The sequence below is a fragment of the Acidisoma sp. L85 genome (assembly GCF_009765865.1).
Classification (GTDB): domain Bacteria; phylum Pseudomonadota; class Alphaproteobacteria; order Acetobacterales; family Acetobacteraceae; genus Acidisoma.
On the sequence record NZ_LMUQ01000061.1, the window covers coordinates 491,451 to 510,070 of the forward strand.

The window sequence follows — 18,620 nt, forward strand, 5'->3', positions numbered from 1 at the left end:
TTTATCTACGAGAGCATCGGGAGCATGTACAATGTCCTTCCGACGGAGCAGCCAACCTCATCTATCAATTGGCGGAAGACTTCTCACGTCCGGTTTCACGATAGGGTTTGGGCTCTCTGGCACAATATGCGTATCCGCTGGGGTCGGTAGCGCCGCGTTGAAGCGCCGTTTCCCGACCTTGCCCTTCAGCCGCGAGGCGCCGATATTCCCCAGAGAACGGGTGCCCGACGGGGCCCCGGGGCATGTCACCAGGGAACGCCAGACCATGAAACTGCTGCGATACGGCCCGATCGGGGCGGAGATGCCCGGCCTGCTGGATGCCGAGGGTCAGATCCGTGATCTCTCCCTCCACGTGTCCGATATCGGGCCGGTGCAGCTTTCGCCTGCCTCGCTCGACCGGCTGCGGGCGATCGACCCCAAAAGCCTGCCGCTGGTGCATGGTTCGCCACGCATTGGCGTGCCGGTTTCGGGCATCGGCAAGTTCATCGCGATCGGTCTCAACTTCGCCGACCACGCCGCGGAATCCAACGCGCCGATCCCCAAGGAGCCGATCGTCTTCACGAAGGCGATCACCTCCCTCACCGGCCCGAATGACGAGGTCATCATCCCCAAGGATTCCGTGAAATCGGATTGGGAAGTCGAACTCGGCATCATCATCGGCAGCAAGTGCCAGCATGTGCCGGAGGCCGAGGCCCTGAAGCACGTCGCGGGCTTCTGCGTCGTCAATGACGTCTCGGAGCGCGAGTGGCAGATCGAGCGTGGCGGCACCTGGGACAAGGGCAAGGGCGCCGATACCTTCGGGCCCACCGGCCCCTGGCTCGTCACCCCCGATGAGGTGGGCGATGTACAGGCGCTCGATATGTGGCTCGACCTCAACGGCAAGCGCCGGCAAACGGGCAATACGCGGACGATGATTTTCGGCGCGGCCCATCTGGTCAGCTATGTGAGCCGCTTCATCACGCTGCTGCCCGGCGACCTCATCACGACGGGCACCCCGCCCGGCGTCGGCATGGGTGTGAAGCCCGAGCCGGTCTATCTCAAGCCCGGCGATGTGATGACTCTCGGCGTCTCGAAGCTGGGCGAGCAGCGCCAGGTGGTTCGGGCCTGGACGCCAGCGGATATCGCCTGAAGACCTGAGCATGAAGGTCGGCCTCGCCGTTCCCTGCTTCATCGATTCCTTCTTCCCCGAAGTTGGAATAGCGACATTGGAGCTGCTGGAACGGCTGGGCGTCGATGTGACCTACCCGGCAGGTCAGACCTGTTGCGGGCAACCGATGGCCAATAGCGGCTTTAACGGTGCCTCGCGCGGGACGGAGGCGAATTTCGCGCGGCTCTTTGCGGGATTCGACGCGGTTGTCATGCCCTCGGCGAGCTGCGTCAATCATATCCGCAAGCATCTCGATGCGATCCCGCAGGACGAGGGCGTGCGCCAGTTGCGCGCGAATACGTACGAGCTCGTTGAGTTCCTACATGACGTGCTGTGCGTACGGGAATTTCCCTGGGCCGAGTTTCCGCATCGCGTGGGACTGCATAATAGCTGTACGGCACTGCGCTCGCTACATCATGCGAACACGTCGGAGATCGAGGAGAAGCCCTTCTCCAAACCGCTCGATCTGCTTGCCGGTGTGCGTGGCATTCGTTTCGTCGAGCCATTGCGGGCGGATGAATGCTGCGGCTTTGGCGGAACCTTCTCGGTGAACGAGGATGCGGTGTCGGGCCGCATGGGGCTGGACAAAGTGCGAGACCATGCCGCCGCCGGGGCCGACTACATCGTCTCAGCGGATACGTCCTGCCTGATGCACCAGCAGGGCTGTGCGCGTCGTGCTGGAATGCCGCTGCGCTTCATTCATATCGCGCAGATCCTCAACGGCGCCTCAGCCTGAGCGATGCGATGAGCCCGGAAACTCACGAGCCGGTGGATCACGCCGCCGCCGCCGCGCGGTTTATCGCCGATGCGCCGCATCTGGCTTTCCATGACACGCGGCTTTGGGAGCTGCGGCAGAAGCGCGACGGGCAGATGCATGGCGTCCCCGAATGGGAGACGCTGCGCGATCTCGCTTCCGCCATCAAGGAACACACACTGAGCCGGCTGGCGGAATACCTCGAACAGTTCGAGGCGCAGGCGATCGCAAATGGCGTGCAAGTGCATTGGGCGCGGGACGGCGCCGAACATAATGCAATCGTGCTCCGTATACTGCGCGAGAATAACGCCAAGACGCTCGTCAAGTCGAAGTCGATGCTGACCGAGGAATGCGAAATGTCGCCCTTCCTGGCGCAGCATGGCATCACCATCACGGAGACCGATCTCGGCGAACGCATCCAGCAACTCGATGACGAACCGCCGAGCCATATCGTGGTGCCCGCCGTGCATAAGCTGCGGACGGATGTGGCGCGCGTCTTCGCGCGGCGGATCGGCGGAGATCCGGAGAATACCGATGCGCATTATCTCGCCGAACATTGTCGCGTGACGACGCGGCCACTGATGCTGGATGCCGATGCCGGGCTGACGGGGGCGAACTTCCTGGTCGCGGAAACCGGCGCGATGGTGGTTTGCACCAATGAGGGCAATGCGGATCTCAGTGCCAATCTGCCGCCGCTGCATATCGTTTCGGTCGGGATCGAGAAGCTGATTCCGCGTCAGGCGGATCTGGGCGTTTTCGTGCGGCTGCTGTCGCGCAGTGCCTTGGGTTCGCCGATCACGCAATATACCTCGCATTTCCGCGGAGCGCGGGACGGCGGGCGGATGCATATCGTGCTGGTGGATAACGGCCGCTCGAAGCGGCTGGGGCAGGCCGAGTTCTGGACGTCGCTCAAATGCATTCGCTGCGGCGCCTGCATGAATACTTGCCCGGTATACCGCCGCTCGGGCGGGTTGAGTTATGGCGCGGTTTATTCCGGGCCGATCGGGGCGATCATCAACCCGGCCTATGATCCCGCGCGCTATGCCGCCCTGCCCTTTGCCTCGACGCTGAATGGCAGTTGCACGCAGGTTTGCCCGGTGAGGATCAATATCCACGAGCAGCTTTATGCGTGGCGGCGGATCATCGCGGCGGGTGGATTGCTGCCCGGCAAGAAGCGTCTCGTGATGCGGCTGGCCGGCGTGGTTCTGGGGTCGCCCGCGCTGTATCGCCTCTCCACCGCCTTGGCGCGTACGGCTGTGCGCATCCTTCCGCGCGGGCTGCTCTACACGCGGCTCAATGGCTGGGGCCGCGATCGGGAATTGCCGACACCGCCGTCCGAGAGTTTCGCTTCGTGGCACGCGCGGCGGAAGAAAGCTGGATGAGCGCGCGAGACGATATCCTGGCCGCCTGCCGTGCGGCGCGACCGCCGGGTGATCACCCTTTGCCCAACCTCCCGGCTTTCGCTCCGGCCTCAAGTGATCTGCGTGCTGGTTTCGAGCAGGGACTCGCGCTGATGGGTGGGCGGTCTTTCGACCTGCCGGCCGGGACGGCGCTTGGTGCATTCATCGCGGCGCAGTTCCCAGGTGAGCGCCTTATCCGGGATGCCAGCGGGGAATTGCCGGAGTTTCCGCGCGTCGATGCCGTGAACCGGCCGCGCGATCTTGAGAATGTCGATGTCGCTGTGGTGCGCGCGCGTTTTGGCGTGGCCGAGACTGGTTCTGTTTTCCTCAGCGAAAGCGAGCTGCAGGTGAATACTGTTGGTTATCTCTCGCAGCATTTAGTGGTTCTGCTCGATCCCGTGGCGCTCGTCGCGGGGATCGCGGATGCCTATCAGCGGCGGGATTTCGGCGAGGTCCGCTATGCCTCGCTGATGACAGGGCCTTCCGCCACTGCCGATATCGAGGGCGTGCTTATTCGCGGCGCCCAGGGCGTGCGCAGCCTCACGGTGATTTTCTGCCCGAGGACAATCGAGGACGCCGCCGCTCGCTCGGCCGGATGACGGGGATTGTGTTGCCGGAAGGTAACTCGCCACGCAAATTCCGCGCCCGACTTACGTCTCGTTAACAAATCCTCGGTAGTTTTGGGCGCTCGATGATCGTCATCGTCTAGCGCTGGAGCGATTCGTGGGTGGAACCAATGGTGTTGGGAACTTTCAGGGTACAAATTCCACACACTCGAACAACGCTCCAAACTATTACTTGCCACCATCTCCATTTACACCCGGAGTCGGTGCCCGGCAGATCGATCCAGCACTCGAACAAGCCCTCGTAAACAACGGTATACTCTCTCGGCTACCCCGGATTGTCCGACGCGCGCCGTCTGGCCACCAGAAATATCCCCCGCTCGCGCCGCGGATCATGGAGCCCAGCCCGCTTTCCGAAAGGAGCACGGCTGATCTCGGCCAAAGCTCGGCCGCAGAGCAGGCCGAGGCTATTCGTATCTTCGGTGCCCTGAGCGGACCGCAGATTCTCGGTCTGCCCCGTGACAAAGTCGCCGACGTCTATTTCCTGCACGCCTTGCAGAATAATAGCCTCGGTCCCTTCGCGGCCCGGCAGGCTTTCGATGAGCGTGTGCTGAGCGCCTACACCGCGTCGGCGCTTACGGATGAAGCGCCGAGCGTTGCGACCATGCTGTCGCAGTTCCAGAACCTGAATGCAGCCATCCAGACCAGCGCCGTCGACTACCGGCAGGCTTACCCTGGTGCCTCGGAGGAGTTTCTGCGCCACGCCCTGTGGCAGTCCTGGCGCCCGACCTGGCAGGGCGTCGCCGCTGGCGCGCAAAGTTACACGGCGAACGTCACGAGCTCCCAGCTTCACGAAGCGGCACAGTCAGCGCAGCAGGCTCAGCAGATACTTTACAACTACGCGACGTTCGGCCCGCTGCATCTTGCCGGAATTGGTGATGTAACGGGCCGTGAGCATCGTCTCTGCATCTCTGGTGGCGTGTTCGACTGGCCCAGTGAGGAAATGATGGAGGCACACGCCGTCCGCGGAGCTGAGGAGGACTACTGGCCCTGGAACTGGCCCTTCACCACCTACACCCACAGGGTGCCATGGGTGAACCTCCAACATAATCTGGCGGGAATACCCACCCTCGTTACCGAGAACTTCCTCAGAGGTCAGCGTGTCCTAGTCGGGCCGACTGGTTTCAGAGACCCTTCGGGCCGGGTCTTTCGGACTTGGCGTCCCGTTAATAAAATCATCAGTGCTGCTCAGGTCAACGGAGCTAATGAATTGATCAGGCGCGAATACAATCGGAGAAGAGGAGGGCGGTGCTGAGTTCGCGCCATTCATGCCTGCTGAGTTGATCGGTTGGAACCCGGCATAGGCTGATTTTGGTAGGCCCCTGCCATTGAGTTACGGGGCTGCGCCTCCCGGGACTATACCCAGGCATCTTTTAAGTCCCAAATTTGTGTGATGTCTTTGCGATCAGTCCGACCGTGGGGTCGCCTCCCTCCCATTTGACGGTGAGCCTGCACTGGTTGATATCAGAGACGTTAGGCGGCAATCGTGTGTTATTGGCCATCAGGAAGATCTCGTTTCGCATCGTCTTCGTGAACAAATCGTACGCCCACCCTGGATCGTGAGGGAAAGTTTTCTTCGCTTTAGCGGCAGCGGTTTTGACCTCGTCTTCGATGCGGTCGGCGGCCGCGTCGTAGCCAGGCCTCAAGCTTGAAATCAGCGCCGCGCGTATCTCGTCGTTGAAGCTGACGACTGTTCCTTTTTTCGCTAGCCATTCCTTCTTGAGCTCTTCCACATTGGGCTTGGCAGAATAGGCAACATCCGACTGGCTCGACCCTTGGTGGCGAACGGCGGCCGCGACACCTTCGTTGGCGCCGTAGGTATAAATAATGGTCGCGAGAGTCGTCGCATAACGCTGCCTCGAGTTCAGCGGCCCAAGATCGAGCCTCTTGATCAGTACCTCTCGGCTGATCAGCGGTGTATTTTGCGATGGCTGAAACACACCGGCGTGATCGCTAGGCAGCGCCGGATGGATAGACGCTTGATTAATGCCAACGGAATAGAGACCGCTCATGCTGCGTCTTTCTGGGAAGTTAGGAGTTTGAGTCGTCGAGTTGCAGCGGATATTGATAAATAGCGGATGCCGGCAGTCACGGAGACGCGAAAACGGGAAACACGTTCCGCCCTACGCTTGTTCGGCGCGGTCACGCACTTCGACGAGCGGCTCGCGCGCTACCAGCCGTTATGAACATAGAGTGCGTTCTCGGCATCCTTTGAGATGTCGGACTTCAAGGGAATCGGACCAGGCCCCGCGCCGCCCGTTGCTTTCGGAACAAGGCCGACCACGCGTTCGTTGACCCTGCCATGTTTGTCTGCGGATCGCTGGATGATCGCGTTGCAGTCGTTCACGGTGCAAATGCCTGGCGGCAGTTCTAGCCTGGGATTCAGCATGAAGAACAGACCGTTCACCATCGCCGCCGAAGCCGCGGCGGCAGCCCGCTTGGGATCGTTTGGAAAAGCCGCGCGCGCCGCCGCAAAGGTTTCGTCTCGAAGCGTTTCATATCTCGCAGCGATCACCCCTCCGTTCGAAAAGGATCGGATCTTGGCGAGAAGTGCCTGCTCGAAAGCGGCATTGAAGCCTTTGCCACTGCTTTTGTTCAAATCGAAGTAGCGGGACTCCAGTTCTCTCATCTGCGAACGCGGCAATCCAGTGGCCAGGCGATCCGGCTCGCCAGGTCTCTCGAGCGTGCAGACCTGGTTTAGCCCACCATTAGGTTTGAGCAGCGAGGCCTGAAGATTTCTAAGCGCCTGATCCGCGGGCACACCAGGCTGCTCAAGCACGTCCAGCAGCGCGCGCAAGATTTTGTCATTCGACGCCGGCCCTGGGGGCGACTTCTCTCCGACTGCGATGGGCACCGGGCTTGGCTGCTTGACGTGATTGGCAAATGGCGACCCGCGCTCGTCGGCTGGCTGAAACCTCTGCAGTGCAAGACTCGTATCGACCTTCATGGCACCACCCGTAACAACTTCTGTGAGCCACCTAACGCCGTTCTAATTAACCGATGGTGTCGAAGATCCTTGCCGCGTAAGTCGATCGGAACGGCTCATTGCCATACCGCCTCAAACCTTTACGACCCCGCAATCTAGCTTGACCGAGAGGAATCGCCTTCGCCACCCGCCGACGGACGCGGACTGCCTAGGAAGCGCCGCTGCTCAAAGCGTGGTCGAGAGCGGACAAGGTTCCCATCATCCAATCCTGATAGGTCTTGCCGCGCGGGCGGGTCTCTCGCACCGTCACCACAGGAATGCCCGCCGTCCTGGCCACGTCCAGCAGATGCTGGGACGCGGCATCTGTGACTTGCGGATTGTAGATCAGCGCGCGCACCTGATGCTGGCGCAGTTCCGTCTCCAGAGTTGCGGCATCAGCGGCGTTGGGCGGCGTGCCGGCCATAACGGCGGCCTGGAATGAGGCGCCGTGCATCGACAGGCCAAGCGCATCGGCCATCGGGCCGAAGACCGGCTCGGTCGCCGCGACTGGTGTGCCCGTCCATTTCGAGCGCATCGCACTCACCTTGGCCTGCAGCGGTTTCAGCGAGGCCAAAAACAGGCGCAGCCGGTTGCGGAGGGCTTTGTCGTCGTCCGGATCATGGGTTTTCAGTTCGTCTGCGATCGCCTGGGCCAGCAGCGCGACGGCAGCGGGATCATACCAGAGATGCGGATTGTCGCCGGGTTTGCGATGCAGCAGCGAGGCGACCGTGATGACACGGCGATCGGCATCGCCGGAACCAGCCAGCAGCGTGGTCATCCACGGATCATAGCCAAGTCCGTTCTGGATCACGAGATCAGCGGAAGCGACCTGCTTCGCCAGCGCCGGATCGGCGATGAAGCGATGCGGATTAGCATTGGGGTCGCGCATGATTTGCGTCAGGTCGGCCTGAGGGCCAGCGATCTGCAGCGCGATGTCGCCATAGGCGGCCTCGGCGGCGATAATGCTGAAGTCGTCCGCATGCGCGACCGGGGCCATCACGCACAACGCAAGCATAAGCCAGGCAAGCAATCGCATCACGTCAGCCCGTGTCTCGACGCAAGCCGCAGCGGCGCCTCGCCATCCCGGGCCGGGGATGGCGAGGCGACCGCGACGTCAGCGCGCCGGGTCTTAGCCGTTGACTTCGGCCAGGGTCTCCCGCGCGGCGCGCACCACCGCATCGGTCGTGATATCGAACTTCGCATAGACCTCGGCGATCTTGCCGGACTCGCCGAAGCCATGCATGCCGACGAAGCGGCCCTGGAAGCCGATATAGCGATCCCAGCCCAGCTCCACCGCCGCTTCCACGGCAACGCGGGCATGGGTCTGGCCCATCACCGACTTCTTGTAGGCGGCGTCCTGCTCCTCGAAGAGCAGGCGGCAGGGCATCGAGACCACGGCAGTCGGGATGCCTTCCTTCTGAAGGATCGCCCGCGCCTCGACAGCGAGGTGCAGCTCGGAGCCCGTGGACATGATGGTGAGCTTGCGCGGCCCGCCCTCGGCTTCCAGCAGGATATAGGCGCCCCGGGCGGATTTGTTCTCGGTGCCGGGTTCCTTGCGCAGCAGCGGCATCGGCTGGCGCGACAGGGCTATCAGCGCCGCGCGGCGCGGCTGGTCAAGGATCAGCTCCCAGCATTCCGCCGTCTCGACCGGGTCGCCGGGACGATAGACCGCGAGATGCGGAATGGCCCGCAGCGCGGCGAGATGTTCGACCGGCTGATGCGTCGGGCCGTCCTCGCCGAGACCAATCGAGTCATGCGTCATCACGAAGGTCGTGCGGATCTGCATCATCGACGCCAGACGGATGGCCGGGCGGCAATAATCCGAGAAGCACATGAATGTGCCGCCATAGGGGATCAGGCCGCCATGTAGCGCGATGCCGTTCATCGCCGCCGCCATGCCGTGCTCCCGCACGCCGTAATGGACGTAGGAGCCGTTATACTCGCCGGGCTTGATCTCGACCTGGCCGACCGCCTTGGTGTTGTTGGAAGGCGTGAGATCGGCCGAGCCGCCGAGCAGTTCCGGGATGGCCGCGAAGAGGTGGTTGAGCACCGCACCGCTCGCCGAACGGGTCGCCATATCCTTGCCGCTGTCGATAAATTCCTTGCGGGCGGCGGCGATAGCCTGCTTCCAGTCGGCGGGCAGCTTACCCTCGTTGCGGCGCTCGAAGTCTTGGCGCAACCCATCGGGCGCTGCCTTGACCCGCTTTGCCCAGGCCTCGCGCGCCGCGGCACCTTTGGAGCCGATTTCGCGCCACTGGCTGAGCAGCTTCTCGGGGATGACGAAGGGCGGCGAATCCCAGCCGAGGATCTTGCGGGCACCGGCGATCTCCTCCTCGCCCGGCGCGTCGCTATGCGCCTTCTGGGTGCCGGCTTTGGTAGGGAAGCCGAAGCCGATGATCGTCTTGCAGGCGATCATCGAGGGCTGGTCGGTGACCGAGCGGGCGATGGTGATGGCCTCGCGGATCGCATCGGTGTCGTGGCCGTCGATCTCCTGGACATGCCAGCCGGAGGCGCGGAAACGCTGGGGCTCGTTGTCGGATTCCGAGAGCGTCGTCGCGCCATCGATGGTGATCGAGTTGTTGTCCCAGAACGCGATGAGGTGGCCGAGCTTGAGATGGCCGGCGAGCGAAATGGCTTCCTGGCTGATCCCTTCCATCAGGCAGCCGTCGCCCATGAAGACGTAGGTGAAATGATTCACCAGATCGTCACCGAACTTGGCATTCATGATGCGCTCGGCGAGCGTCATACCGACCGAGGTGGCGATGCCCTGGCCGAGTGGGCCGGTGGTGGTTTCGATGCCCTCGGCATGGCGGTATTCGGGATGGCCCGCGGTCTTGCTGCCGACCTGGCGGAAGCGCTCGATCTGGTCGATCGTGATGTCCTTGTACCCAAGGAGGTACATCAGGCTGTAGAGCAGCATCGAGCCGTGGCCGTTCGACAGGATGAAGCGGTCGCGGTCGATCCAATGTGGGTCGGCGGCGTCGAACTTCATGAAGTCCTTGAACAGGACGGTGGCGATATCGGCCATGCCCATCGGCGCGCCGGGATGGCCGCTTTTCGCCTTCTGCACGGCATCCATGGAGAGGAAGCGGATACAGTCGGCCAGATCGCGCAGGTTCTGGTCGCGCGGCTTGGGGACGGTCTTGATCGCGGGCGTCGAAGTCGTCGAGGTCGGGTCAGCCATAGGGCCGCTTCCTTCTGCGCGAGGTCATTCTGCTAACAGCTATGCCACGACTCCTGCTCCACCGAAACCGGGGGTAGCGCGCGATAGCGTGCGAACGGTATCGCGATCACCGTCGCATGGGGTGACGCAGCGGGCGCAGCGGGTCATGACAATGCAAATAAATCCGCAACGCTGTGTTTAGAGTTTGGTCATATCGGATGAGCAAGTGTCTCGGGTATCGAGGCATATGCTTCGATGCTGAATAATAAGTCTAAATTGGAGTATTTGTGGATGTCCGGTGGTATTTCCCGTCCGAACTTCGATCCGCCGTCGGGCGTGATTGAATACGATGTGCCAAATGGGACGCAGCGGTTCGAAATTCCTGGAAGCGGCCGGTTGCCCTTACCAAATGTGAATTTGGGCGCATTCTTTACGGCCGTGCGAGCGGCTGCACCAACCGTCTCGCCCAGGATCGGCACTTACCTCACCACCCCGCCAGGCGCACCGCATGCCGATATACACGCGGTGCTCAGACAAATGGCGGCCACGCCGTAACGGCCAAGACTTCGACGCGGCTAAGCGGCGCCCGGCAGGAGCCGGGCGCCGCTTAGCCGCACGGCGGGGCTCGAAGCGCGATCAGCTCGCGGGCATCAGCATCACCATCGCCGTTCCGGCGCGGATGATGCCGAGGCGGGAGGCGGCGCCTTCCGACAGGTCGATGATGCGGTGACGGTTGAAGAGACGGTCGGTGATGGTCACGACGATCGACCGGTCGGTTCCCGCGACCTCGACCCGGACGCGGGTTCCGAAGGGCAGGAAGGGGTGGGCGGCGGTCATCTTGCGATCGTCGAAGATATCCCCGCTGGCTGTGCGGCGACCTTGATGCCAGGAGCCATAGTAAGAAGCGACGCCGGTCTGGATCGGACGCACATAGGATGAGTCGGCGACGCGGTCCGAGTCGTCCGACTGGTCCGGCGCCGAAGTCTCGAAACTGGCAAGCTGAACGGGGGCCGAGATTCCGGCCTCGATCGGGTTCCAACCATCCGAGTCAGTCATCCGCGCCAGGTAGCTGCTGGAGTGGTGATGGTTGTTAGCCTGGCGCGCCCAGTGGTGGTGGCTGCCTCTTATCCCCGCAGCGTCAGCGCTGTGACCGAGCACGAGCGCGAGAAGCGGGATGATGGGGAGGACGAGCCAGGGCCGCATGCCGGGATACTCCTTTTGCCGGGCGAAACAGGGGTTTCGCCACGTCTGCCCGATGGAGCGCCGAAACTTCCCCGGCACAGGCAGATACAATCGTTACGCAACTTGACACGATGGGGGCGGGCCCCCGTCTACCATCCTGAAGACAATAGGGTTCGGAAAGTGAACAGAATGTGTGTTTCGCTCACCACATTTTTGGTAAACCGCATCCGGCAGATAGATGCAAGCATTAGTTGCTGTGCGCGTGGTCTCTTTGTTGCCGGGATTCGGTCTTCTTAACGCATCCTGATCTTATTGGAATTAAGTCGTGACTGGTCACAATTTTGCCTTGATTGGGCAATTGCGGCGAAGTGTCGCCAAGCTATTCATTGGAACTCAATGCGTTGCCACGCTCAACCATCAATCACGGGCACGCGTGACTGTCTAAATTACCGCCTAAATCGTTCTGGCGCGCACACGATACGTGGTTTCGGCTTCCCATCATCGCCACTAACCTCCCTTGACTTAGCGACACCGGGCCTTCCCTTGATCGGCATGCTTCCTCCCTGTTCCGCCTTCTCATGACCGCCATCCTCGACGCCGTCCTGCCCATCTTCACGTTGATCCTGGCTGGGTATCTCTGTGGCAAGGGCGGCCTCCTCGGAGTCGGGGCGACAGCCATCCTCAATCGTTTCGTGGTCTGGCTGGCATTGCCGGCGACGCTCTTTATGTCGCTCGCCACCTCGCGCTGGGCGCAGATCGCCAATGGGCATTTCATCCTCGCCTTCGGCGGCGGCATGCTTTGCATCTTCCTGATCTCGCTCTGGCGCGACCTGCATCGCGGCATGCCGCTCGCGGATGCGGCACTGGTGGCGCTCTCGGCCGGCTATCCGAATACCGGCTTCATGGGGATACCCCTGAGCCTGCTCGTCCTAGGACCGCGCGCCGTACCGCCCGCCATCGTCGCGGCCGTGCTGACGGTTTGCGCGCTGTTCGCGCTCGCCATTGTCCTTGTCGAGGCCGGGCTGCAGCGCCGCCGTAGCCTGCTGGCGACGATCGGCGGCGTCTCCCTCACCCTGATCCGCAACCCAATCGTGGCGTCGGCGATCCTCGGCCTTGCCTACCAGCGCACCGGATGGTCCCTTTCGCCCGGAGTCCACACTTTTCTCGCGATGCTGGGCGATGCCTCGGCTCCCTGCGCCCTCGTGACGATCGGGCTCTTCCTCAGTGAGAGCAAAGGTGGCGGCGGCGTGCCCCTGCTCGCGCGCACGCTCATGCTAAAGCTGGTGGCGCAGCCGGCGCTGACGGCGGTGCTCGCCTTCTGGGTCTTCCCGATGCCAGCGCCCTTGCCCGAAGCGGCGGTGCTGCTGGCCGCGCTGCCGACCGGCACCGGTCCCTTCATTTTGGCCGAGCTATATGAGCGCGAGGCCGCCGTCGCCTCGCGCGTCATCCTGCTCTCCACGCTGCTCGCCGTCGTCACCGTCACCTGGCTCGGTCTGCGGCTGAGCGCTCATTGAGGGGCGGACCTGAGCGGAGAGTGGTTGCCTTGGACGAAGCGCGCGGGCAGAGAATGACAACAACAAAGGGAAACGGTTCCCCGGATCGCGCCATGAATATCGATGTCCATCCTGCGGCGGCCGTGCTGCGCACCGCAGCCCTCGCCGCGCGTGAGGCGACCGCCGTGCTCGCCCGGTCGAGCGGCGCGCAACGCAACCTCGCTCTAACCGCCGCCGCGACCGCTTTGCGTGAGCGGGCCGGCCCCATCCTTGCCGCGAATGCTCGGGATGTCGCGCGCTTCACCGGCTCCGACGCGATGCGGGATCGCCTTGCCCTCACTCCGGAGCGGGTCGAGGCGATGGCGCGTGGCATGGAGGAGGTGGCCGCGCTGCCGGATCCGCTCGGCCGCGTGCTCGGCGACTGGACCCAGCCGAACGGGCTGAACTTCCGCCGGGTGGCGACACCGATCGGCGTCATCGGCATGATTTACGAGAGTCGCCCCAATGTCGGCGCCGACGCTGCCGCGATCTGCCTGAAGTCGGGCAATGCCGTCATCCTGCGCGGCGGCTCGGATAGCTTCGAGAGCGCTGGCGCGATCCACGCGGCAGTGGCCGAGGGGTTGCGCGCCGCCGGGCTGCCCGAGGCCAGCGTGCAGACGGCGCCAGGCACCGACCGCAGCTTCGTCGCCGCCATGCTCGGAGCCTCCGGCCTCATAGACCTCATCATTCCGCGCGGCGGCAAAAGCCTGGTGACGCGTGTGCAGGCCGAGGCGCGAGTGCCGGTGCTGGCCCATGCCGAGGGGCTGAACCACACCTATATCCATGCCGCCGCCGATTTCGCCATGGCGCGGACGATCCTCGCCAATGCCAAGATGCGCCGCGTCACCGTCTGCGGCGCCACCGAGACGCTGCTGATCGACGCCGCCATTGCGTCGCACCTTCTGCCGCTGCTGGTGGACGACCTACGCGCCTTCGGCTGCGACTTCCGGGCCGATGCCGCCGCCCGCGCCATTGTCGGCGACTTGCCGGCGGCCACCGAGGCCGATTTCCACACCGAATGGCTCGAGGCGATACTCGCCATCCGCGTCGTGCAGGGCGTGGACGAGGCGATCGAGCATATCCGGACCCATGGCAGCGCGCATACCGATGCCATCGTGACGGAAGACGCGGCGACGGCCGAGCGGTTTCTGAACTCCGTGGACAGCGCGGTCACGCTATGGAATGCCTCCACCCAGTTCTGCGACGGCGGCGAGTTCGGCTTCGGGGCGGAGATCGGCATCGCGACCGGCCGCATCCATGCGCGCGGCCCCGTCGGCGTCGAGCAGCTCACTACCTTCCGCTATCAGGTCAGAGGCACCGGCCAGGTGCGGCCCTGACCCAATCCGATCCCCTGCCGCGTCGCGGGGACCGGCGGCGCATGCGGATCGGCTTGCTCGGCGGCTCTTTCAATCCCGCACATGCGGGGCATCGCCACGTCGCGCAAACGGCGCTGCGGCGGTTTGGGCTGGACCAGGTCTGGCTGATGGTCTCGCCCGGCAATCCGCTCAAACCCGCCGCTGGGATGGCGCCCTTCGCCGAGCGCCTGGAGTCGGCAACAGAGATTGCCGATGGCCGCCGCATTCTGGCGACCGGCATCGAGGCGACAATCGGCACTCGGTTCACGCATGACACGCTGGCCCGGCTGCGGCGGCTGTTTCCTTGCGCGCATTTCGTCTGGCTGATGGGCGCCGATAATCTCGGCGGCTTCGCCCGGTGGCAGCGCTGGTCCGAGATCGCGGGGAGTGTCGCGATCGGGGTTTTGCCGCGACCCGCTCATAATTCACGCGCCCTTGCCAGCAGCGCCGCGCATCGTCTGCGGTCGGCTCGGCTGCCAGCGCGACAGGCGCCGATGCTGGGGCTGACACCGGCCCCCGCCTGGATTTTCTTGCCTGCGGCGCAGAATCCGCTATCGGCTTCTGCGCTGCGCGCCGCCAAGAACGGAGACACGTCATAGCCCGCAAGCCGCCAGCCGAACCCGCCGCGCCCCGCCGACGCGCGCCCGCCACACGCACTACCTCCGTCGCGCCGTCGCCGGTGCCGACGACGCCAGCGGTGCCCCGAACGCTGCGCAAAAAGGCGGTGATCGCGGGACCGCGCGCGAAGAGCCGTCAGGCCGTCGCGAAGACGCCCGACCTCGACCGGCTGCAATCCGTCATCGTCACTAGCCTCGAGGACGACAAGGCGGAGGACATCCTCACTCTCGACCTCGCGGGCAAGGCGAGTTTCGCGGATCGCATGATCATCGCGACGGGCCTCGCCGATCGCCAGATCTCGGCGATGGCGACGCATCTCCAGGTCAAGCTCCGCGAGGGCGGCTTCGGCCGCGTGCGGATCGAGGGCGAAGGCGGGTCGGACTGGGTGCTGATCGATGCCGGCGACATCGTGGTCCACCTGTTCAAGCCGGATTCGCGTGGGCTTTACGCGCTGGAGAAGATGTGGGGCCCGGATCTGGACGAGGTGGGCTGAGGTTCAGGCGCGGCTCCCTCATCGGGTAAGCCGGTGCGTGTGATCGCTGTCGGGCGGCTGCGAAAGGCGCCGGAGGCGGAACTTTTCGCGCGCTACGCCGAGCGGATGCGTCCCGCGCTCGACCTGACGGAACTTGCCGAGGGCCGCGGGGCTCCGATCGAAATTCGCCGCCGCGAAGCCACCGCGATGCTTGCCGCTTTGCCCGCGAATGCCTTCGCCGTCGCGCTCGACCAGGATGGCGTGGCGCCTGACAGCGCCGCTCTCGCCAAGCTTCTCGACCAATGGCGTGGCCTGGCACGGCCGATCTGCTTCCTGATCGGCGGCACCGAGGGGCTGGATCCGTCTGTTCTGGATCGAGCGGAGGCGAGGCTTTCGCTTGGCCGACTGACCTGGCCGCATTACCTCGCGCGGGCGATGCTCGCCGAGCAGCTTTACCGCGCGCAGAGCATCCTGAGCGGCCACCCCTACCATCGCGAGGCGCGGCCGTGATAGCAGCGAGGCGCGCAGGGAACGGGAGTCGCGACAGATGACGGAGCAGGCGCGGCGGCCGGTGATGCTGGTGATCCTCGATGGCTGGGGCTGGCGCGAGGAGAACAAGGACAATGCCGTTAGGCTCGCCCATACGCCGACCTTCGACCGCCTCTGGGGCAATGGACCGCACGCCTTCCTGACCACCGGCGGCGAGGATGTCGGCCTGCCCGAGGGGCAGTTCGGCAATTCCGAGGTCGGCCATCTCAATATCGGCGCCGGCCGGGTCGTGATGCAGGATCTGCCGCGCATCACCCGCGCGGCGCGTAACGGTTCGCTCGCCACCCTGCCGCCGCTCCTCGCTCTTGTCGGCGCCGCTAAGGCGGCAACCGGGCGGGTCCATCTCATGGGTCTGATTTCGCCGGGCGGGGTGCATTCGCATCAGGATCATGCGGTAGCGCTGGCGAGGATCCTGACCGCAGCCGGCCTCACCGTTCTTATCCACGCCTTCACCGATGGCCGCGACACGCCGCCGCGCTCGGGTGAAGGATTCATGGCGCAGTTCGAGGCGGCGCTGCCCCTTGGCGCCCATATCGCCACGGTCAGCGGCCGGTACTACGCGATGGATCGCGACAACCGCTGGGAACGCGTCACCCGCGCCTATAACGCCATCGTCAGCGCCGATGCGCCACGACTCCCCTCCGCCGATGCCGCCATCGCCGCCGCCTATGCCGCGGACCAGGGCGACGAGTTCATCGCGCCCGCGGTCGTCGGCGACTACGCCGGAGTGCGAGACGGCGACGCGCTTCTCTGCTTCAACTTCCGCGCTGACCGCACCCGCCAGCTCATGAACGCGCTGCTCGACCCCGGCTTCACCGGCTTCGAGCGCACTGGGCGGCCGCTTTTCTCGGCGGCTGCCGGGATTACCCAGTACAGCACCGCCCTCGACGTCTTCATGACGACGCTGTTTCCGCCGCAGCCGATGACCAATTTGCTGGGCCAGGTCGTAGCCGCCGCCGGGCGGCGCCAGCTTCGCATGGCGGAGACGGAGAAATATCCGCACGTCACCTATTTCCTGAACGGCGGCGTCGAGACGCCCAATCCCGGCGAGGAGCGGATCATGGTCCCCTCGCCCAAGGTCGCGACCTATGACCTGCAGCCGGAAATGTCGGCGCCGGAACTCACCGCCAAGGCCGTGGCGCAGATCGACAGCGGCGCGTTCGACCTCATCATCCTGAACTTCGCCAATCCCGATATGGTCGGTCATACCGGCATCCTCTCCGCCGCCATCACGGCGGTCGAGACCGTCGATACGGGGCTCGGCGCCATCGTCGATGCGGTGCGGCGGGCTGACGGCGCGCTGTTCGTGACCGCCGATCACGGCAATTGCGAGCTCATGCGCGACCCCATCACGCGCGAGCCGCACACGGCGCATACGCTCAACCCGGTGCCCGCGATCCTGGTCGGCGGCCCGGCTGGGGCGACGCTTGCCAATGGGCGGCTCGGCGATATCGCGCCGACGCTGCTGGCGCTGATGGACCTGCCGCAGCCGGCGGAAATGACCGGGCGAAGCCTGCTGCGGCGCGATGGTCCTGCCCCGCCGTCCTGACCTCCGGCGTGTCGCGCTCGCGCTCTGCCTGATCGCCGTAACGACAGCGGCGCAGGCCGCGCCTCCATCCGATCCGCAGGCCGCGCTGGAGGCGCTGGAGCATCAGCGTCAGTTGCATGAGAGCCAGGCCGCCGCCGCCCGGGCAAGCGCCGCCGCCACCGCGACCATGCAGGCCGCCCTCACCCAGCAGCGCGTCGAAACCGCCGCCAAGCTGCGCGACGCGGAGAACGCCACCGCCGCCGCCGCCGAGCAACTCGCGGCACTCGCCGCCAAGAAGAAGGCGGTGACGGCGGGCCTGGTTGCTCGCGCCGCGGCCTTCGCGCCGCTGCTGCCGCTCATCGAACGACTGGCGCTTTTCCCATCTGAGACGCTGCTCGCGGTGCCCGCCCCGCCCCGGGATACGCTGCGAGGGCTTCTCGTGCTGCAAGGGCTGTCGCAGGAGATCGAGCGGCAGTCGGCCGAGCTGAAGGCGCAGCGCGAGGCGCTCGACCAGATCAGCGCACAGATGGAGGCGGCGGCACCGGCTTTGGCCGAGGCGGAGGCAGTGCAGGCCCGGCAGGGTGCGGTGCTGGAGGCTCAGATAGCGAGCGCCCAGGCGAGCCAGCAGGCGGCGCTCGATGCGGCCGACCTCGCCGCCAAGGCGGCGGCGCAGGACGCGGCGCAAGCCCAGGACCTGCGTGCGGTGCTGGCCCGCATCGCCGCGGCACATCAGGCGGCACTGGCGAAGGCGGCACGGGCCGCGCGACTCGCCGAGCGCCGGAAGAAGACAAATGCCGCCGCCGCCCAGCAGCGCGAGGCGGAACTGGCGGCACCGGCCGGCCCCGGCCTCGGCGCGCCCTCCGGGCAGCTTCGCCAGCCGGTGGCCGGAAGGCTCACGCGCAAGTGGGGCGATCGTACCCTCGCGGGTCCTGCCACAGGCCTGTCCTTCGCGACGCCGCCGGGCGCACGTGTGATTTCACCCTGCGGCGGTAGCGTGGTATTCGGGAGTCCATTCCGCAGTTACGGGCTTCTGCTCATCGTCGATTGTGGCGGCGGCTATGATTTCGTGCTGGCGGGGCTGGATCGGCTCGATATCGCGGTGGGACAGAAAGTGGGGGCCGGGGAACCCGTGGGCGTGATGGCGGGATGGGACCCTGGCAAGCCCGATCAGCGTCCGCAGCTCTATCTAGAGTTACGGAAGGATGGGACTGCGGTGAATCCTGCTCCATGGCTGCAGGGTCGGGGCTGACAGGCCTTGATCGGCGACTGCATTCCTTCCCACAATGGCTCAGAATGGCAACGTCTCTGACGTTCGGGTACCGCCCCGGCTGC

18 protein-coding genes are annotated in these 18,620 nt (G+C 64.7%); 13 read left to right on the forward strand and 5 right to left on the reverse strand.

Annotated elements, in window-relative coordinates:
- The first annotated feature begins 265 nt into the window (after window positions 1-265).
- The 5 genes from GSQ83_RS20705 (at window position 266) to GSQ83_RS20725 (ending at window position 5,179) form a co-directional block, all read left to right on the forward strand.
- The gene (locus GSQ83_RS20705; RefSeq protein ID WP_158804746.1) at window positions 266-1,129 is read left to right on the forward strand and encodes a fumarylacetoacetate hydrolase family protein; all 864 of its coding nucleotides are present in this window, start codon (window positions 266-268) and stop codon (window positions 1,127-1,129) included.
- A 10-nt stretch (window positions 1,130-1,139) separates the two neighbouring features.
- A complete protein-coding gene (locus GSQ83_RS20710; RefSeq protein ID WP_158804747.1) occupies window positions 1,140-1,883 on the forward strand; it encodes a (Fe-S)-binding protein in 744 nt (247 codons plus the stop codon).
- 8 nt (window positions 1,884-1,891) lie between these two features.
- Window positions 1,892-3,283: a lactate utilization protein B gene (locus tag GSQ83_RS20715; RefSeq protein ID WP_158804748.1), complete on the forward strand. Its 1,392-nt coding sequence runs from the start codon at window positions 1,892-1,894 to the stop codon at window positions 3,281-3,283.
- Window positions 3,280-3,900 (forward strand): LUD domain-containing protein, encoded by a 621-nt coding sequence (locus tag GSQ83_RS20720; RefSeq protein WP_158804749.1) that lies wholly within the window; start codon window positions 3,280-3,282, stop codon window positions 3,898-3,900. Before GSQ83_RS20715 ends, GSQ83_RS20720 begins: the two co-directional genes overlap by 4 nt.
- Window positions 3,901-4,258: 358 nt before the next feature.
- A complete protein-coding gene (locus GSQ83_RS20725; RefSeq protein ID WP_158804750.1) occupies window positions 4,259-5,179 on the forward strand; it encodes a hypothetical protein in 921 nt (306 codons plus the stop codon).
- 118 nt (window positions 5,180-5,297) lie between these two features.
- On the opposite strand, the gene GSQ83_RS20730 is transcribed toward GSQ83_RS20725, so the two are convergent.
- From GSQ83_RS20730 to tkt, 4 genes are all read right to left on the reverse strand, one after another.
- Window positions 5,298-5,936: a hypothetical protein gene (locus tag GSQ83_RS20730; protein ID WP_158804751.1), complete on the reverse strand. Its 639-nt coding sequence runs from the start codon at window positions 5,934-5,936 to the stop codon at window positions 5,298-5,300.
- Window positions 5,937-6,094: 158 nt separating this feature from the next.
- Window positions 6,095-6,721 carry a hypothetical protein gene (locus GSQ83_RS20735; RefSeq protein ID WP_158804752.1) on the reverse strand — a complete coding sequence of 209 codons (627 nt, stop codon included), beginning with the start codon at window positions 6,719-6,721 and terminating at the stop codon, window positions 6,095-6,097.
- Between the two features lie 337 nt (window positions 6,722-7,058).
- Complete coding sequence (locus tag GSQ83_RS20740; RefSeq protein WP_216850395.1) at window positions 7,059-7,925, reverse strand: metal ABC transporter solute-binding protein, Zn/Mn family; 867 nt, start codon at window positions 7,923-7,925, stop codon at window positions 7,059-7,061.
- A 93-nt stretch (window positions 7,926-8,018) separates the two neighbouring features.
- The gene (tkt, locus tag GSQ83_RS20745; protein WP_158804754.1) at window positions 8,019-10,073 is read right to left on the reverse strand and encodes a transketolase; all 2,055 of its coding nucleotides are present in this window, start codon (window positions 10,071-10,073) and stop codon (window positions 8,019-8,021) included.
- A gap of 234 nt (window positions 10,074-10,307) precedes the next feature.
- Between tkt and GSQ83_RS20750 the strand changes: the two genes are divergently transcribed.
- The gene (locus GSQ83_RS20750; RefSeq protein ID WP_158804755.1) at window positions 10,308-10,607 is read left to right on the forward strand and encodes a hypothetical protein; all 300 of its coding nucleotides are present in this window, start codon (window positions 10,308-10,310) and stop codon (window positions 10,605-10,607) included.
- An 81-nt stretch (window positions 10,608-10,688) separates the two neighbouring features.
- Here GSQ83_RS20750 and GSQ83_RS20755 read toward each other — a convergent pair whose 3' ends face one another.
- On the reverse strand, window positions 10,689-11,255 hold the full coding sequence (locus GSQ83_RS20755) for a septal ring lytic transglycosylase RlpA family protein (protein WP_158804756.1): 567 nt from the start codon (window positions 11,253-11,255) through the stop codon (window positions 10,689-10,691).
- Between the two features lie 557 nt (window positions 11,256-11,812).
- Here GSQ83_RS20755 and GSQ83_RS20760 point away from each other — a divergent pair.
- The 7 genes from GSQ83_RS20760 to GSQ83_RS20790 all read left to right on the forward strand — a co-directional run bounded on the left by GSQ83_RS20760 (window position 11,813) and on the right by GSQ83_RS20790 (window position 18,537).
- Complete coding sequence (locus GSQ83_RS20760; RefSeq protein ID WP_158804757.1) at window positions 11,813-12,748, forward strand: AEC family transporter; 936 nt, start codon at window positions 11,813-11,815, stop codon at window positions 12,746-12,748.
- 92 nt (window positions 12,749-12,840) lie between these two features.
- Window positions 12,841-14,103 (forward strand): glutamate-5-semialdehyde dehydrogenase, encoded by a 1,263-nt coding sequence (locus GSQ83_RS20765; protein ID WP_158804758.1) that lies wholly within the window; start codon window positions 12,841-12,843, stop codon window positions 14,101-14,103.
- Window positions 14,104-14,144: 41 nt separating this feature from the next.
- A complete protein-coding gene (locus tag GSQ83_RS20770) occupies window positions 14,145-14,720 on the forward strand; it encodes a nicotinate-nucleotide adenylyltransferase (RefSeq protein ID WP_158804759.1) in 576 nt (191 codons plus the stop codon).
- A gap of 98 nt (window positions 14,721-14,818) precedes the next feature.
- The gene (gene rsfS, locus GSQ83_RS20775) at window positions 14,819-15,232 is read left to right on the forward strand and encodes a ribosome silencing factor (protein ID WP_158804760.1); all 414 of its coding nucleotides are present in this window, start codon (window positions 14,819-14,821) and stop codon (window positions 15,230-15,232) included.
- A gap of 33 nt (window positions 15,233-15,265) precedes the next feature.
- Window positions 15,266-15,721: a 23S rRNA (pseudouridine(1915)-N(3))-methyltransferase RlmH gene (locus GSQ83_RS20780; protein WP_158804761.1), complete on the forward strand. Its 456-nt coding sequence runs from the start codon at window positions 15,266-15,268 to the stop codon at window positions 15,719-15,721.
- Between the two features lie 37 nt (window positions 15,722-15,758).
- Window positions 15,759-17,309 (forward strand): 2,3-bisphosphoglycerate-independent phosphoglycerate mutase, encoded by a 1,551-nt coding sequence (gene gpmI / locus GSQ83_RS20785; RefSeq protein ID WP_158804762.1) that lies wholly within the window; start codon window positions 15,759-15,761, stop codon window positions 17,307-17,309.
- The gene (locus tag GSQ83_RS20790) at window positions 17,287-18,537 is read left to right on the forward strand and encodes a murein hydrolase activator EnvC (protein ID WP_158804763.1); all 1,251 of its coding nucleotides are present in this window, start codon (window positions 17,287-17,289) and stop codon (window positions 18,535-18,537) included. The genes gpmI and GSQ83_RS20790 overlap by 23 nt, the downstream gene beginning before the upstream one ends.
- Window positions 18,538-18,620: the final 83 nt, after the last annotated feature.